The 16,157-nt window shown below is 49.5% G+C and carries 19 protein-coding genes; 4 read left to right on the plus strand and 15 right to left on the minus strand.

The window, feature by feature from the left end; translation table 11 throughout:
* Positions 1-67: 67 nt before the first annotated feature.
* Positions 68-1,075, minus strand: a complete 1,008-nt coding sequence (gene dusA, locus A10D4_RS07265; RefSeq protein ID WP_040502744.1) for a tRNA dihydrouridine(20/20a) synthase DusA — start codon at positions 1,073-1,075, stop codon at positions 68-70.
* Positions 1,076-1,368: 293 nt separating this feature from the next.
* On the opposite strand from dusA, the gene A10D4_RS07270 reads away from it, so the two are divergent.
* The 4 genes from A10D4_RS07270 to A10D4_RS07285 all read left to right on the plus strand — a co-directional run bounded on the left by A10D4_RS07270 (position 1,369) and on the right by A10D4_RS07285 (position 3,747).
* Positions 1,369-2,172, plus strand: a complete 804-nt coding sequence (locus A10D4_RS07270) for a hypothetical protein (RefSeq protein WP_156812098.1) — start codon at positions 1,369-1,371, stop codon at positions 2,170-2,172.
* A 208-nt stretch (positions 2,173-2,380) separates the two neighbouring features.
* The gene (gene zur, locus A10D4_RS07275; protein WP_008488683.1) at positions 2,381-2,821 is read left to right on the plus strand and encodes a zinc uptake transcriptional repressor Zur; all 441 of its coding nucleotides are present in this window, start codon (positions 2,381-2,383) and stop codon (positions 2,819-2,821) included.
* An 18-nt stretch (positions 2,822-2,839) separates the two neighbouring features.
* A complete protein-coding gene (locus tag A10D4_RS07280) occupies positions 2,840-3,313 on the plus strand; it encodes a chemotaxis protein CheX (RefSeq protein ID WP_008488684.1) in 474 nt (157 codons plus the stop codon).
* A complete protein-coding gene (locus A10D4_RS07285; protein ID WP_008488685.1) occupies positions 3,310-3,747 on the plus strand; it encodes a secondary thiamine-phosphate synthase enzyme YjbQ in 438 nt (145 codons plus the stop codon). The genes A10D4_RS07280 and A10D4_RS07285 overlap by 4 nt, the downstream gene beginning before the upstream one ends.
* Positions 3,748-3,757: 10 nt before the next feature.
* Here A10D4_RS07285 and alr read toward each other — a convergent pair whose 3' ends face one another.
* The 14 genes from alr to A10D4_RS07355 all read right to left on the minus strand — a co-directional run bounded on the left by alr (position 3,758) and on the right by A10D4_RS07355 (position 16,157).
* On the minus strand, positions 3,758-4,906 hold the full coding sequence (alr, locus tag A10D4_RS07290; protein WP_008488687.1) for an alanine racemase: 1,149 nt from the start codon (positions 4,904-4,906) through the stop codon (positions 3,758-3,760).
* Entirely contained in the window at positions 4,906-6,297 is a 1,392-nt protein-coding gene (gene dnaB / locus A10D4_RS07295; RefSeq protein WP_008488688.1) for a replicative DNA helicase, read from the minus strand. Before dnaB ends, alr begins: the two co-directional genes overlap by 1 nt.
* Before the next feature lie 128 nt (positions 6,298-6,425).
* Positions 6,426-7,385: a DUF4097 family beta strand repeat-containing protein gene (locus A10D4_RS07300; RefSeq protein WP_008488689.1), complete on the minus strand. Its 960-nt coding sequence runs from the start codon at positions 7,383-7,385 to the stop codon at positions 6,426-6,428.
* Between the two features lie 16 nt (positions 7,386-7,401).
* Entirely contained in the window at positions 7,402-7,932 is a 531-nt protein-coding gene (locus tag A10D4_RS07305; RefSeq protein WP_008488690.1) for an anti-sigma factor, read from the minus strand.
* The gene (locus tag A10D4_RS07310) at positions 7,919-8,485 is read right to left on the minus strand and encodes an RNA polymerase sigma factor (protein ID WP_008488691.1); all 567 of its coding nucleotides are present in this window, start codon (positions 8,483-8,485) and stop codon (positions 7,919-7,921) included. Before A10D4_RS07310 ends, A10D4_RS07305 begins: the two co-directional genes overlap by 14 nt.
* 143 nt (positions 8,486-8,628) lie before the next feature.
* A complete protein-coding gene (gene rplI / locus A10D4_RS07315; protein ID WP_008488692.1) occupies positions 8,629-9,081 on the minus strand; it encodes a 50S ribosomal protein L9 in 453 nt (150 codons plus the stop codon).
* A gap of 44 nt (positions 9,082-9,125) precedes the next feature.
* Positions 9,126-9,353 carry a 30S ribosomal protein S18 gene (gene rpsR / locus A10D4_RS07320; RefSeq protein WP_006956988.1) on the minus strand — a complete coding sequence of 76 codons (228 nt, stop codon included), beginning with the start codon at positions 9,351-9,353 and terminating at the stop codon, positions 9,126-9,128.
* Between the two features lie 10 nt (positions 9,354-9,363).
* Complete coding sequence (priB, locus tag A10D4_RS07325; RefSeq protein ID WP_008488695.1) at positions 9,364-9,684, minus strand: primosomal replication protein N; 321 nt, start codon at positions 9,682-9,684, stop codon at positions 9,364-9,366.
* Complete coding sequence (gene rpsF, locus A10D4_RS07330) at positions 9,684-10,031, minus strand: 30S ribosomal protein S6 (protein WP_008488696.1); 348 nt, start codon at positions 10,029-10,031, stop codon at positions 9,684-9,686. The genes priB and rpsF overlap by 1 nt, the downstream gene beginning before the upstream one ends.
* A 164-nt stretch (positions 10,032-10,195) precedes the next feature.
* On the minus strand, positions 10,196-10,666 hold the full coding sequence (locus A10D4_RS07335) for a hypothetical protein (protein WP_008488697.1): 471 nt from the start codon (positions 10,664-10,666) through the stop codon (positions 10,196-10,198).
* An 18-nt stretch (positions 10,667-10,684) separates the two neighbouring features.
* Positions 10,685-11,440: a 23S rRNA (guanosine(2251)-2'-O)-methyltransferase RlmB gene (rlmB, locus tag A10D4_RS07340; RefSeq protein ID WP_008488698.1), complete on the minus strand. Its 756-nt coding sequence runs from the start codon at positions 11,438-11,440 to the stop codon at positions 10,685-10,687.
* On the minus strand, positions 11,440-13,809 hold the full coding sequence (gene rnr / locus A10D4_RS07345) for a ribonuclease R (RefSeq protein WP_008488699.1): 2,370 nt from the start codon (positions 13,807-13,809) through the stop codon (positions 11,440-11,442). The genes rlmB and rnr overlap by 1 nt, the downstream gene beginning before the upstream one ends.
* A gap of 72 nt (positions 13,810-13,881) precedes the next feature.
* Complete coding sequence (locus A10D4_RS07350) at positions 13,882-14,577, minus strand: MgtC/SapB family protein (protein ID WP_008488701.1); 696 nt, start codon at positions 14,575-14,577, stop codon at positions 13,882-13,884.
* A gap of 59 nt (positions 14,578-14,636) precedes the next feature.
* Positions 14,637-16,157, minus strand: coding sequence for a DHA2 family efflux MFS transporter permease subunit (locus A10D4_RS07355; RefSeq protein ID WP_008488702.1), 1,521 nt, complete (start codon positions 16,155-16,157; stop codon positions 14,637-14,639).

The raw sequence follows: 16,157 nt of genomic DNA on the forward strand, positions 1-16,157 counted from the left end.
GCCGTTAGTGCAATCCAGCACCTCCTTTCGCCAATTTGACTAAAAAATAGTGAAATACTAACTGAGGTTAAAGCGTCGCAGATAGATGTTCGGGTAAACGGTATTGCAACGCTCCCTCAATCAATGCCTCTGCGTCGTTCAAATGCGGTCCCTGTTGGCTCAAAAACTGCCGCCAGCGACGTCCACCAGGCTGCTGCTGGAACAACCCCAACATATGCCTTACCACATGCCAAGCACGGCCACCTTGCTCAATATGCCGCTGAATATAGGGGATCATCGCTCGCGCAACAGACTCGCGGTCAAGTTGCCGTGCATCGTCGCCAGCAATGAAAGCATCGACTTGTGCCAGCAGCCATGGATTTTGATAAAACTCGCGACCAATCATGACACCATCGACGTGTGCCAAATGTTGGCGCGCCTCAGCTAAGCTTTTAATACCACCATTAATGCTGATAGTGAGTTCAGGAAAGCGTTGTTTGGCTAAATACACGCGTTCATATTGTAGCGGCGGAATATCGCGGTTCTGCTTCGGGCTCAAGCCTTGTAACCACGCTTTGCGCGCATGCAGAATGACGTGCTGACACCCGGCACTGGCGATGCTGTCGATAAAATGGTGTAAATGTTCATCGTTATCTAGGTCGTCAATGCCCAGACGCGTTTTCACGGTCACCGGAATATCAACCGCGGCGCTCATTGCCTTCACGCACGCCGCCACGGTTTCCGGTTGCGCCAGCAAACAGGCGCCAAAACTTCCATTTTTGACTCGGTCGGAGGGACAGCCGACGTTAATATTGACCTCGTCATAGCCGCGCTCTTGCGCCTGCTCTGCCGACCATGCCATAGCCTCGGCATCGCTGCCGCCAAGCTGCAGGACCAATGGGTGCTCTTGCTCGTTGTAGGCAAGAAAATCGTGCTTACCAAAACGCAAAGCCCCAGTAGTGACCATTTCGGTATAAAGCACGGCGCGCTGACTCATCAAGCGATAGAAATAGCGGCAATGACGATCGGTCCAATCTAACATCGGTGCTACTGAGATTGAGTGATCACTGCCGCTACTATTGTGTTCCTTAGACAACGCTAAAAACCCCTAAATCCATAAATTTTCTTGACAATATTATACATGATTTATTAGCGCGATTTACAGCTGCGTCACTGATCAAAAGCCTGAATATTAAAAGTTTACTCACAACAAAAATTAACATAATGTATACATTCAAATATTACCTATAACCATAAAGGCGATCAGTTATGCTAAGAAAAATGCTCATTGTATCCGGACTACTATTAACTAGTGGCTCGTCATTCGCTAATAACTATGACTTACCTAGTAGCTGCGAGTACGGTCGGGTCAAACCATACGATGTTAGCGTGAGCGATTTAGCCAGTGCGATTAAGGCTGGATATAACGTTTACACGAACCCCTCTTTTACCAATTATGAAGGATGGGCTTCTCTTATTGATAACCTCAGCAATTTAATCGACAGTTTCGACTACTTACGTGTCGAAGTACCTAAGCATGTCATCAAGGGGCAGAACTTCCGGGCAAAAGGTAATTTGTTTGATACCTACGCAAATATCCGTTTTCATAATTCTGAAAAGGGTTATGTTGGAACCGATAAGTCAAATCTAGAAGCCAACGCATACCATGACATGCGCTTCGACTATACTCATGGCTACGGCTTAGTGTGGGTTGATAGACAAAACGGTATTTGTTCAGCCGAGGGTGTCTGGGTGCAAAATGCGCCTAAACTAACCTCATTAACCCCCGACTATCAACGTCAAGGAAATCGCGTGATTGGCGAGTTTGTTGCGCAAGGTACCATTGATCCATACTCCGTTAATGGTAGAGAAGGACGACAAGCCGAATATCTATGGGAAATCAAACGTACTGCCGTTGTACGCCTGCGTTCCAACGGCACGAAATGGTGTGACATCACCGATGGTGATTACGCATCATGGGAGATCGCAAAGTCAGGAACTAGCAATAGATTCGGTTTCGACTACTATGCTTGTCCATTCCATGTCCGGGTCAGTATTCGCGACGGCAAGTTCACCTCGCCAGTAATGGCGCGGGTCATCACCGATACCATTAATAATGGTGGTGGTTCTGGCGGCGGCACTGGCGGCGGTGGCGGAAGCTGTAACGGCCCAATTTGTGATATTGAGCCTTAGTCTCTGCTCTCAATCCAATATAGCCGTGCTAACGCACTTAATGAGTTAGCGCGGCTAAAATCATATTAGAGAATAATTGTTATGGTGTGAGCAACCATTTCACCATCGCTTGCGGTAACGACCTCAACTCAGGTATGTTAAACTCCAATAAAATATGTCAGTCCGGTGATAGTCGGTTGACTTTGATGACCAAGATGGAAAACGCTCAATGACGAATCAAGACAACAAGCGCTTGATGCAAAAAGCTGAACGCCTGTGTGAACAACGCGGCGCACGTTTGACACCTGCACGCCGGGAAGTATTTTCAATTCTGGCTGAGCAAGAAGGCGCGATTGGCGCGTATGATTTATTAGATAAGCTAAAAGTAGCGGTGCCAAATGCTAAGCCACCAACCATTTATCGAGCGCTAGACTTCTTACAAGAGCAAGGTTTCGTACACAAGATCACGAGTTCCAACAGCTATGTCTTGTGTAGTCATTTTGACCATCAACACCCAGTACAAATGTTGATTTGTGAAAGCTGCGGCAACGTGCAAGAAATTCAGTCAGAGGGAGTCTACGAAGCACTGCGTCGACAAGCCGAAGATCAGGGCTTTGTAGTCAAGTCACAAGTTATCGAAGCACACGGCCTGTGCCAGCAATGTCATTAATCTGAAAGGTTTAGCATTATGAATGTAGAGTTCATCAACCCCTTTTTAAACGCCCTGCAAAATGTCTTGAAAACCATGGCGCAAATGGAGTTGAAACCCGGTAAACCGCAATTAAAAAAAGACGAAGTAGCGCGCGGTGATGTATCAGGTTTGATTGGCATGGTGGGTCCGCAAGTGAAAGGCTCGTTCTCGATCAGCTTTGACGAATCACTGGCAGGCGAAATTATGTTTAAAATGCTGGGCGAAAGACCAGAAAAAATCAATGACGAGGTTTGCGATTTGGTTGGCGAAATCACCAACATGGTGACCGGTGGAGCCAAACGCGAGTTGGGTGAACGCGGCTTTGAGTTTGACATGGCGACGCCAATTGTCGTGTCAGGCCAAAACCACACAATTTCACACCGAGCCGACGGTCCCAAACTGATCATGCCTTTCAGCCATATGGCCGGTAAAGCCTGTATTGAAATATGCTTTGATAAGGTGCCGAGTTGAGTCATCGCTATTGGCAGCAACAGCGCATTCAATTGCCTCCTAAAGCGCAAGGCTTTCATCTCATCAGTGACGATATTGAGCGCCAGTTGACGCGTCTAGCCGAATTTGAAGTGGGTTTACTGCATCTGCAATTACTGCACACCTCGGCATCGCTGAGTCTTAACGAAAATGCGGATGCTGATGTTCGTCGTGACTTACATTGGTTCTTACAACAGCAAATTGGCCAATTTGCAGATGGCTTTTTGCATACCTGCGAGGGGCCTGATGATATGCCGGCGCACGTTTGTGCAAGTTTATTAGGCACCAGTTTGACCATTGCCATAGAAGACGGACGTTTAGCATTAGGGACTTGGCAAGGTATTTATTTGGGCGAACACCGTTTACAGGCAGGCAGTCGTCAAATAATTGCAACTCTGCATGGCGAGCCGCGCTGATTAAAGGCGTTTATTCGACGTATTCGTAATCGACGCGCTGGGCAATGTTGCACAAAAGTTCGTAGGCTATGGTGTCGGCAAACGCAGCGACCTCTTCCACATGCAACACTGCGCGGCTGTCAGAGTGTTCGCTAGTTTCATCGCGCGAGGTATCCAGCCCCCTATCCAGTCCCCATAGCACCGCGGTAGCACCAGCCTCAATATCGTCGTCGCCTAAATCAACCGTTAACATATCCATCGATACCCGTCCTACGATGGGATAGCGCTTACCGTTAATCAATACCGGCGTTCCAGTACGCGCGTGACGCGGATAACCATCACCATAACCAATCGCCACCACACCTAACCGCGTTGCCTGCCGAGAGACCCAATGCGCGCCGTAGCCAACCGCTTCTCCCGCCTTAATATCCCGTGTTGCTATAACACTGGCACAGAGAGTCATCACCGGTTTTAAGTCAAGCTCAGCAGCATTTTTCTCAGCTACCGGCGAAGCCCCATAGAGCATTAATCCAGGCCTCACCCAGTCAGCTTGCAACTCTGGGAATTGAATAAGAGTCGCCGAATTAGCAAAGCTAGCCAATGATGATGGCGGTGTTAACGCCCGGATGCTAGCGATAACGGCTTGCTGATGGGTGTTCTGAGCATGACCTCGCTCATCGGCACAAGCCATGTGACTCATCAGTATCGGTTCGCCAGCGACGTTATCACATGCCCTTAAACGCTGTTGAAAGGCTGCCAACTGTTGTGGCGCTATACCCAAACGATGCATACCCGAGTCGACTTTCAACCACACCTTAAGTGGCGCCGATAAGCCGCTAGCACGTTCCAGCATTTGTAATTGTTGCTCAGTATGAATAACCGGCTGTAATTGGCTGGCAGCTAGCAGCGGCAGCTCATGGGCATCGAAAAAACCTTCTAATAAAACAATCGGGCAGCTAATGCCAGCCTGACGCAAGCGCAGCGCTTCGTTAATTCGCGCCAAACCCAGCGCCGCCACACTATCATGTTCGGTCAACGCACGTGCGATCTCGACCAAACCATGACCATAAGCATTGGCTTTAACAATCCCCAAAATACGACTGTGCGGCGCTAACTGCTTGACTCGCGCCATGTTGTGGCGCAACCCACCTAAATCAATACGAGCCCAAGCCGAGCGCATTAGTAGTGCTCACCATCGTCGGCACGAACAAAGTTATCAAAGCGCGATAATTGGCCGTGGAATTTCAGTTCGATACTACCGATAGGACCGTTCCGCTGTTTACCAATAATGATTTCGGCGATGCCTTTGTTAGCACTGTCTTGGTGGTAGACTTCATCGCGATAGATAAACATGATGACGTCCGCATCTTGCTCAATCGAGCCCGACTCACGTAAATCGGAGTTAACCGGACGCTTATCGGCACGCTGCTCTAACGAGCGGTTAAGCTGCGACAAGGCGACCACGGGTACTTGCAATTCTTTCGCTAATGACTTCAATGAGCGCGATATTTCGGCGATTTCTAAGGTACGGTTTTCAGACATGCCGGGCACTGTCATCAACTGCAAGTAGTCGATCATGATCATCGATAAACCACCGTGCTCACGGGCAATACGACGCGCACGCGAACGCACTTCGGTGGGCGTCAGACCAGAAGCGTCATCAATGTACATGTTGTTCTTGTCGTTCAACATGCCCATCACCGATGCAATTCGTGCCCAGTCTTCCTCTTCCAGTTGACCGGTTCGAATACGCGTTTGGTCGACCCGACTTAACGACGCCAGCATCCGCATCATTAACTGTTCGGCAGGCATCTCTAAACTGAATACCAGCACCGGTTTATCGCTACCCAAAGCGACATTTTCGGCTAAGTTCATGGCAAATGTGGTTTTACCCATCGACGGTCGTGCGGCGACAATAATCAAATCCGAAGGCTGCAAGCCCGCAGTCTTTTTATCAAGATCTTTGAAGCCGGTCGAAACACCGGTCACACCATTATTGTTTTTGGTGTTACTGAGTACCTCAATACGCTCAATGGTGCGTTGTAAAATCTGCTCTATACCCTGCGGCCCATCGCTGCCAGAGACACGCTTTTCGGCGATCTTAAACACTTTACTTTCTGCAATATCAAGCAGTTCGGCGCTATTTCGGCCTTGCGTATCAAAGCCAGATTCGGCAATCTCATTCGCCACTGCGATCATCTCGCGCACCACCGCGCGCTCCCGCACGATGTCGGCGTACGCAAGAATATTGGCGGCACTGGGCGTGTTTTTCGCAATTTCGCCTAAATAAGCAAAGCCACCACTGCTATCTAAATCGCCTGACGCTTCCAACGCCTCTGATACCGTGACCAAATCGATCGGTTGGCTACGTTCAGCCAAATGACTCATAGCCCGGAAAATCTGACGATGCGCACGATGATAAAAATCGTCGCTGATGACACGACCGGCAACATTATCCCAAGCCTCGTTGTCCAGCATCAAGCCACCCAGTACCGATTGCTCAGCTTCAATAGAATGGGGTGGTGTTTTTATTGCGTCGAGTTTTGCGTCTCGCTTTTTTGCTTCTGCCATGCGCTCTCAGATGGGGGGTTAAGATAAATCGATAAGATGCACATACTATACAAAAGGACGCCATTGGAGGGAAGCGTTGCGGCGGCTAACGCGCATAAACAACTGCTACGTCGCCACCGCCCTGCTAATTACTTTTTCTGTAAACGTATATCACCGCTGACCGTGGTTAAGCTAGCACTGGCGCTACCGTTACCCACGCTAAAGTTTAACGTACTCGATGGTCCGTACTTGGCCTTAGTCGGTTTGTCGTCGCTTAACTCATTAATTAAATCGCCACCAGCACTGGCATTAAGCTCGAACTGGGCATCGACATCGCCACGAAAACTGAGCTTCACATCACCGCTCACCGACGAGACTTTTAGGTTACCATCGGCCGCCAAGCCAAAATCGACAGCCGCTTCGCCACTGACGGTGGTCACACTTAAGGTTTTCACTCGCTGTAGTGTTAAACCAATATCACCAGACACGCTTTGTGCGCGCACGCTGTCGGCATCCGACGAGGCCTCTAAATCACCACTAACGACTTGATAGTAGAGGTTACGAGCCTTTGAACCACGGTCGTAGATATCGCCGCTAACGCTTTCTAAGCGAATGTCATCGCTGCCCGCATTTAATTCCGCCGTTTCAATGTCACCGCTAACTGTCGTTAAGCGAATGCTTTTACTTAACTGGCGTGCATCGATATCACCACTAACCAAATCAATCGCGGTGCCACCACTAATGCCACTGACATCGACATCCATGGACACCCCTTTAACATGCAGATCCGCCTGTGCAGGCACATGAATGGTCAATTTCGAGCCACCATCGTCATCGCGATAACTCATATGACGCGGCGTTTTCACTTGCACATAAACACTGTTGCCACGCTGTTCAAAGACAAACGACTCAGTGTCTTCGTCCAGTTGCCCTTGCACATGAACCTGCGCTTTATCCCACGCTTTAATCGTAACTTCACCACGCGTATTATCGATATTAATACGTGCATTGCTGCTGACATCCAAATGCTGGTCGACTTTCTCGGCCGCAGTGACCGAGGTTGCGGCAAGCGATAGCAACCCAGCTACAGCATAAAATAATGGTCTCATCTCTACTCTCCTATTATCACAATTGCCGCCACGGCGTTTGTTGTTCATACGCGGTATCCATCAACGCGATCTCTTGCTGATGAACCCATTGTAATAAGCGTATCAGTTCGGGATTTGCTGGCTCATTAGCTAGCGCCTCCGTAATCGAACGACTTGCCTGTCTTAACGTTTGTAAATCGTTGCTAGCACCGCTATTCAGCGTTTGATAACCAGCCTGCATAAATTTCGTTTGCAGTAATTCGGTTTGTTGCTGATGTTGTTGATTCATCAGTTGCACCAACTGCCAGCTTGCCGACGCTTGTTGCTGCGCTGGTTGCGTCGCATTTTGCCAATCGGCTTTCTGCCAAATCACCACCGTCAGCATTAACATCGCCGCACTAGCCAATAACATTGGCCAGGATGCACGCCACGAAGATCCCGACCGCGGCTGCCGTCGTTGCTGACTCAGGGTACGCTCAATACCCGGCCATAAATCGCGTTTCGGCTCTAGCGGCTGTTGATGCTGTTGCAACAACTGTTCTACTGTTGGTCGGTTAGATTGTTTCATTACCCACCCACTCCTCTAATAGTTGTCTTGCTCGATGTAACTGAGCCTTGCTAGAGCCAACCGCGATGCCCAATGTGTTAGCGATATCCTCATGCCGTAATCCCTCCAGCTGATGTAATACAAAGACCCAGCGGGCGCGCTCCGGTAAGCGCATGATCAGGCGGTCGAGCAAGACTAAATCAGCGCTACTTTCAGCGACTTGCTGCGGGACCTCATCATCATCACTAAACCAACGCTGATACCATCGCTTATGCTTACGTAAGGCCGATATAGTCACTCGTGTCGCCAAGGTATGTAACCACGTACTAAAACGGCTTTCGCCGCGAAAGCTAGCCAGCTTGCGCCACACCTGTACAAACACCTCTTGGGTAATATCCTCGGCTTGATGGCGGTCGACAGATAATCGCAAAACCAAGCCATAAACGCGTCGTAAATGGCGTTGATACAGCGCTTCAAAGGCATCCATATCACCCACTTGTGCACGTTGCACTAACGCCGCATCGGCATCGCTTTGAGTTGCTGCTACTGTTGTAAATTCGGCTGCGTTAGTCACCGCGTCACCTAATTAATGGTTATTATTTTTTTGATGAATTACTACGGTTAGACGTATGACTTTATACGAGGGTTTAAAGCAGGTAAAAAAAAAAGCTGCCATCAAGGCAGCTTTTTTTGATTAGCTGATTACGCGTGGCGTAATTATGCCGCAGCAACAACGCTGATGGTTACTGTTGCATGTACATCAGCGTGAACTTGCAGTTCAATTTCGAATTCGCCAACTTCACGAATCGTGCCGTGTGGCATCAAGACTTCGCTCTTTTGCACGTCAACACCGGCCGCGGTGATCGCATCGGCGATATCGCGAGTACCGATTGAACCGAACAGTTTACCTTCATCACCAGCTTTTGACTCGATGGTGACCGCGTCTAACGCGTTCAGTTTTTCAGCACGGGCTTCAGCAGCGGCTAACGCATCAGCAACTTTTTGCTCATACTCAGCACGACGCTGTTCAAAGACTTTTACGTTTTCTGCTGTCGCAGGAACCGCTTTACCTTGTGGGAACAAGAAATTACGTGCGTAACCTGGACGCACAGATACTTGCTCACCCAAGCTGCCTAAGTTGGCAATTTTGTCTAACAGAATGATTTCCATTGTTCGCTACCTTTACTCAATTACGTTTGTCTGAAACTGACCAATTACTGATGTGAATCAGTGTATGGCAGCAGTGACAAATAACGTGCACGTTTGATGGCACGCGCTAGCTGACGCTGATACTTCGCTGAAGTGCCAGTGATACGGCTAGGAACGATTTTGCCGCTCTCAGTGATGTAGTTTTTCAGAGTAGCGATATCTTTGTAATCAATTTCTTTGACGCCTTCTGCCTTAAAACGGCAGAACTTACGGCGACGGAAAAAACGAGCCATGATGGTCTCCTTAAATCTTTGTCAAATACTGGGCGTGTAATACCAGCCGGGACAAACCGTTACTATCTTCGTGACGGTGTAAAAAGCCCTTTGCTAATACCTGACACCCCATCGTCAATTGTGCGCTTAACTGACTCACATCGTCGGCACTGTAAACCACTTGAATACGTACATAACTGCGACGTTTCAAACCGGCTTCAAGTTGCTCCGACTGATGCTCGATAACGCCATGAAAATGAGCGATACCGGCTGGGCTGCGACTAATACGGGGTGGTTTACATAAAACCCCGGCAATTTCAAAACAATTACTTGCCGTAGCCTGAGTCGACATTACGCCGCTTCGCTTTCGCCTTTACGCTCTTCTTTCTTGGTCAGAGGAGACGGCTCGGTGATAGCTTCTTTTTTACGCATGATCATATTACGTAAAACGGCATCGTTGTAACGGAACGCAGTTTCCAGCTCTTCAACCACTTCTGCCGACGCTTCGATGTTTAATAACACGTAGTGCGCTTTGTGCAGCTTATTGATTGGGTAAGCCAATTGACGACGACCCCAGTCTTCCAAACGATGGATTTGACCACCGCCCTGCTTGATGGTCTCGCTGTAACGCTCGATCATACCAGGGACTTGCTCGCTCTGGTCCGGGTGGACCATGAATACGATTTCATATTGACGCATTGCTGCTCCTTTTGGTTCATCAGCCTCTGCTCAGCTCAGCCGCACTGACAGAAGCAAGGAACTCTGTTTTATCGATAATTAAGCGGTCAGCGCTAGGCTGACCGAAACGATTTGGCTGATTTAAGCGGCGGGAGTGTAGCCGATCTGGCTCAACTGTTCAAGGTTTAAACGGTGTCTGGCGTGACTTTTTGCGCTTGCAAGCGTTGCTGATGAAAATTGATTACCTGATCTCGAATAGCGGCGACAAAACGTTGATGCAACTCACTGATGACGGCCCGATCGCCTTCTACCTCGATACGTTCTAGGCGCTGTTGCGGCGCCTCGGTAGCGCTAATGTCGGCGCTCAAATACAGTTTGTTATCGTGTTGCGCAATACTAACGCGTATCAGCCATTGCGCCCGCTCTTCGCTAACCACTCGCCATTCGTGCCGCTCATGAAAACGGTTGTTAATATCGTTAGCATGCTCACGTAACGCACGTTGTTCGCTACTCGCCTGGTCATAAAGTACCGCGACTTGCGGCTTATAATCGGCGACTTGCTGAGAGGTCTGTTGACCCGGCCACCATGCCAACACTAATAACGCCACCACTATCAACGTCAACCAAAGCGGTCGCCACCGTCCTGCTACTGTCATTTTAGCCCTCGTCAACCATTAGTTTACACGGCTAGCCTGACGCTGCCTGACCACTTCAAATAGACAAACGCCGGTGGCTACCGACACGTTCAAGCTGCTCACGCTGCCTTGCAACGGAATGGCGACCAATTGATCACAGGTTTCGCGCGTTAAACGTCGCATACCATCGCCCTCTGCGCCCATGACAATCGCGGTATGCTGTTGATAATCAACATCATAAAGGCCATCGTTGGCTTCACCAGCAGTACCGACCACCCACACTTGCAAACTCTGTAATTCGCGCAAAGCACGGGCCAAATTGGTCACTACCACAAACGGTACCGTCTCGGCTGCACCGCAAGCGACTTTACGCACAGTGGCGTTAAGCTGGGCCGACTTATCTTTGGGCACAATCACCGCCGTCACACCGGCGGCATCGGCACTGCGTAAACAGGCGCCTAAGTTGTGCGGGTCGGTGACGCCATCTAACACCAAAAACAACGCCGCGCCGTTCTGCTGTTCAATCAGCGCTGCCAAGTCATTCTCGTTCAGTGCCGGTGCGGTTAATACGGTCGCCACGACACCTTGATGATTACCGCCGTCCGCACGTTTGTCTAGCGCTTGGCGAGGCACAAACTGGGGTCTGACACCAAGTTTCTGTGCTTGATTCAGCAAGGCATTGAGCGCGTCATCGGAGCGTTCTTTTGCGGCATACAGCTCGACCAGACGCTCCGGGTGTTTTTGTACCACTGCACGAACTGCGTGCAAACCAAATACCGTTGTCTTTTTGCTCATTAGCGTTTTTTCTTGTTGGATTGAGTTCGAGATGACTTGGCCTTGCCTTTACCCGTTTTCGACTTACCCTTGTCCGCCGACCGGCCTTTTGCTTTGCCTAGCTTACCACGCGCCAGCTTTTCCCGCTGACTCATTTTCTTACCCGGACGCGCCGGAATATCAGTACTGTCGGCTTTGCGAACCTTGCCATCTGGACTTTCCGCAGCCAACAAATTTAAATCGATTTTACGATCATCTAGGTTCACCGCGCGTACGTTAACTCGCACTTTATCGCCTAAACGATAAACTGTGCGGCTGTTTTCACCGATCAGCAACTGGCGCTTTTCGTCGTAATGGTAATAGTCATTATCGAGATTACTGATATGCGCTAAACCATCAATGTGCAAATCGTCCAGACGAATAAATAAACCAAAGCTGGTGACCGATGCAATCACGCCGCTAAATTCATCACCAACATGGTCTTGCATGTACTCGCATTTCAGCCATTCATCGACTTGCCGGGTCGCGTCATCAGCTCGACGCTCGGTCATCGAGGTATGCACACCCAACTCATCTAGTTGCTCGTCACTATACATCCACGCGCCCTCAAGTGCCTGACTTGGCCCCTGTTGCTTTTTCAGTAGTGCTTTAATCGCGCGGTGTAAAATCAAGTCCGGATAACGCCGAATAGGTGAGGTAAAATGAGCATAAGATGCCAGCGCCAGGCCGAAGTGACCAACATTATCCGGGCTATAAACGGCCTGCTGCATGGAGCGCAGTAGCATGGTTTGAATCAGTTCGTGGTCAGGGCGCTCGCCGATTTCGCTTAACAGCGCCGCATAATCAGCGGGAGACGGTTCATCGCCGCCAGCTAGTTGCAACCCTAACTCGGCTAAGAATGCACGGAATCCGGTTAAACGTTCTTCGTTAGGCGGCTCGTGCACACGAAATAGCGCGCCAGCTTCCTCGTGTTGCTCAATAAAGCGTGCGGTCGCGACATTGGCCATGATCATGCATTCTTCAATAAGCATGTGAGCCTGATTGCGATGCACCGGCTCAATGCGTTCAATCTTGCGCTGTGCGTTAAAAATAAAACGTGTTTCTAAGGTCTCAAATTCAATCGCCGAACGTCGTTGCCGCGCCGCTTTTAATCGCTTAAATAATGCCTGTAAATGCTCAATATTGGTCAATACTGACTGATATTCCTGTCGCAGCTTGCTATCACCATCCAAGATGGCAGCGACCTTGGTATAAGTCAGGCGCGCGTGACTATTCATCACCGCCGGATAAAATGACGATTGCTCTAGCTTACCGCGACTAGTTATTCTCATCTCGGCGACCATACACAGGCGATCGACGTGCGGGTTCAATGAGCATAAACCATTAGACAGCTTCTCTGGCAACATCGGCACCACTTGCTGTGGAAAATAAACCGAGTTGCCACGTTCTAGCGCTTCCTTATCTAATGCCGTATTAGGTCGCACGTAATAACTAACGTCGGCAATCGCCACCCACAAGCGCCAACCGTCACCGTCGGGTTCGGCATAAACCGCGTCATCAAAGTCTCGCGAGTCATCACCATCAATGGTGATCAACGGTAATTGCCGCAAGTCAGTGCGATCCTTATAGGCCTCCGCGGGCACCTCATCAGCCAGTTGCTGCATCGCACTATCAACCGCTTGCGACCATTCGTGGGGAATGTCATGCTCGCGAATCGCGACCTCGATTTCCATGCCCGGCGCCATATGTTCGCCCAAGATTTCGGTGACTTCACCAATCGGACTGGTACGCCGGTTCGGCCGCTGAGTAATACGCACCACGACCATTTGTCCTTCTCGAACACCATGCTTAGCTTCGTCGGGTATCAAAATATCCTGCGCGATACGTTGGTCGTCGGGTACCACAATACCGAGTCCGTGATCGATAAAAAATCGGCCAACAATTTCTTCGTCGCGCGGTTTTGTCACCCGCACGATGCGCCCCTCTTTACGACCTTTACTATCGCTACCGTTAGGTTTGACTAACACTTCATCGCCATGCAGCACCGCATACATTTGATGATGTGGAATAAAAATATCATCACCACCCTGCTCAGGCCGGCAAAAACCGAAACCATCACGATGACCAATCACTCGCCCTTTAATTAACGCCATGCGCTCAGGTAAGCCATAAGCATTGGCTTTGGTATAAATGAGCTGCCCGTCTCTTTCCATGGCTCGTAAACGCCGCTTAAGACCCACATGTTGACGTTCATCTTGCAACTCAAAATGCGCAATAAGCTGTTCAAATGCAACGGGTTTCAACTGCGAGGTGATGACCGCTAACAGGTCATCTCGGGAAGGAATGGTCACTTCATATTGTGGTTGGTTATCGGGTTCCTGTACGCTCATAGTATCTCGTCGTTAATGTGATACCTGTCAGTATACGCCTTGCACAACGCGCTGCAACGTTGTTAACTAGGCTTAATCTCCGGTTGGCATGATATGAAATGATTTTACCTGCGCTAACTTCTGCATGCTAAGTGCTAATTTAGCAAACTGCCGCTGATGGTCGGTGCGAATAACCATGGCATACTCAAACAGCTCACCGTCAGCGACGATACGATAACTCATGTTGGCAACACTAAAGCCCTGTTCTTGCAACAACTGCCGCAGGGCCGCTTCGCTCATCACTTGGTCGCGCGCAAAACCGACGCAATAGTTGGCATATAGCTGCCCAGGCAAACGCGCCTCTATCCAGCGAAATAACGATAATGTGCCAAGAATAAACAGCGTCGAAATAGCGGCCACCCAGTACATACCCGCACCAATCAAAATGCCCAATGCCGCGGTGCTCCAGACAGACGCCGCAGTTGTCAGGCCACGTACCGAACCGCCCTCTTTAAAAATAACGCCGGCACCTAAAAAGCCAATCCCTGTCATGATACCTTGCGCCATGCGAGTTGGGTCGGTGCGAATGGTTTCTAACGGCACATTGGGTAACCACTGCCATTGATAGTAAGTTAACAACATCAAAGCGGTTGACGCTAGGCACACCAAGGCATGCGTGCGAAAGCCCGCAGGACGACCATGAAAGCCTCGTTCGGCACCAATCAAACCGCCGGCAATCAGCGCCGAAAACAAATGCAAAGCGATGGAAACTATCGAATCACTCGTCATCACAATCCCTGATGTTTATCGTTGCTCACGAACAGCAACGTACAGCTTAGTTTATGTAGCTAGCGACGGCGAAACAACACTAAGAGCGGCATCGACAGTAACGCCATCCAAGCCATCAGTTTAAAATCATTTAAATAGCCGATGGCTGCCGCCTGCCGGGTTAATTCTTGATTAAGCTGCGCCAGCGCCACACCGGCGCCATCATTCAAGGCAATACGGGTAACTTCTTGCTTAACCGGATCACGGAATAAATTCAGCGATTCACCCAATACCGCATGGTTAGTCTGCGCCGCTCGACTGGCCAACATCACCATCACAGAAATACCAATACTACTACCGATGTTACGAATCAAGCTAAACATGGCGGTCGCTTCGGTACGCAAGCGCGGCTCTAAGGTGGAAAATGAAACCGTGCTTAATGGCACAAATACAAAGCCTAACCCCAAGCCCTGAACAATACCGGTTCTAACCACATCACTGGGGCTGATATAGAGGTTAAAGCTGGCCATGTCGAACAGTGATATGGCCGTCAACAATAAACCAAAACCAATCAAATAACGCACATCGACACGATTGATCAAGCGCCCCACAATCAGCATTGAAAACATACTACCAATACCCCGAGGCGCCAGAATTTCGCCAGTGGTAATAACCGGAAAGCCCATCAGGTTCTGTAAAAATGGAGGCAACAACGCCAGCGTCGCCAGCAAAATCACGCCAACAATGAAAATAAAGATCAAGCCAACCACTAAATTTCGATCTTTAAATAACTGTGGTTCGATAAATGGATTTTTAGCGGTTAACATATGTGCAATAAACAGATATAAAAATAGTGCCGCTAATACGCACTCAATAACGATTTCAGTAGAGGCAAACCAGTCCTCACCCTGACCCCGATCGAGCATCAACTGCAAAGCACCAATCGCTAACGACAATAGCGCAAAACCAAATAAGTCAAAACGCCGTTTTTCTAGTGTCGTCTCTTTCACAAACACGGCAATACCCGCCAGCGCTAAAATACCCACCGGCACGTTAATCAAAAACACCCAACGCCAATTGTAGTATTCGGTTAAGTAACCGCCCAAGGTCGGCCCTAAAATTGGACCCACCATCACCCCCACGCCCCAAATTGCCATCGCCGAACCGTGCTTCTCTTTCGGATAGGTGTCTAATAAAACTGCCTGCGATAGCGGCACTAACCCGGCACCAAAAACCCCCTGAAGTAAACGAAAAAACACCAACTGTTCCAATGTCACAGCAACGCCGCAAAGTATCGAGGCAACCGTAAAGCCAATCACCGATACCATAAACAAACGCTTACGACCGATGATCGCGGATAAAAAGCCGGTCATCGGCGTCATCACCGCCGCAGCGACGATATAAGAGGTAAGTACCCAGGCAATTTGTTCAGATGTGGCCGACATGCTGCCTTGCATGTGCGGTAAGGCAACGTTTGCAATGGTGGTATCGACCGCCTGCATGATGGTCGCCAGCATGATGGAAATAGTGATCAGACCGCGATGGCTACTCTGACTATCGCGGCTAGCGGCAACTTCTCCGCCCGTAGTCGCTTGGCTCAC

Source organism: Idiomarina xiamenensis 10-D-4, from assembly GCF_000299895.1.
Lineage (GTDB): Bacteria > Pseudomonadota > Gammaproteobacteria > Enterobacterales > Alteromonadaceae > Idiomarina > Idiomarina xiamenensis.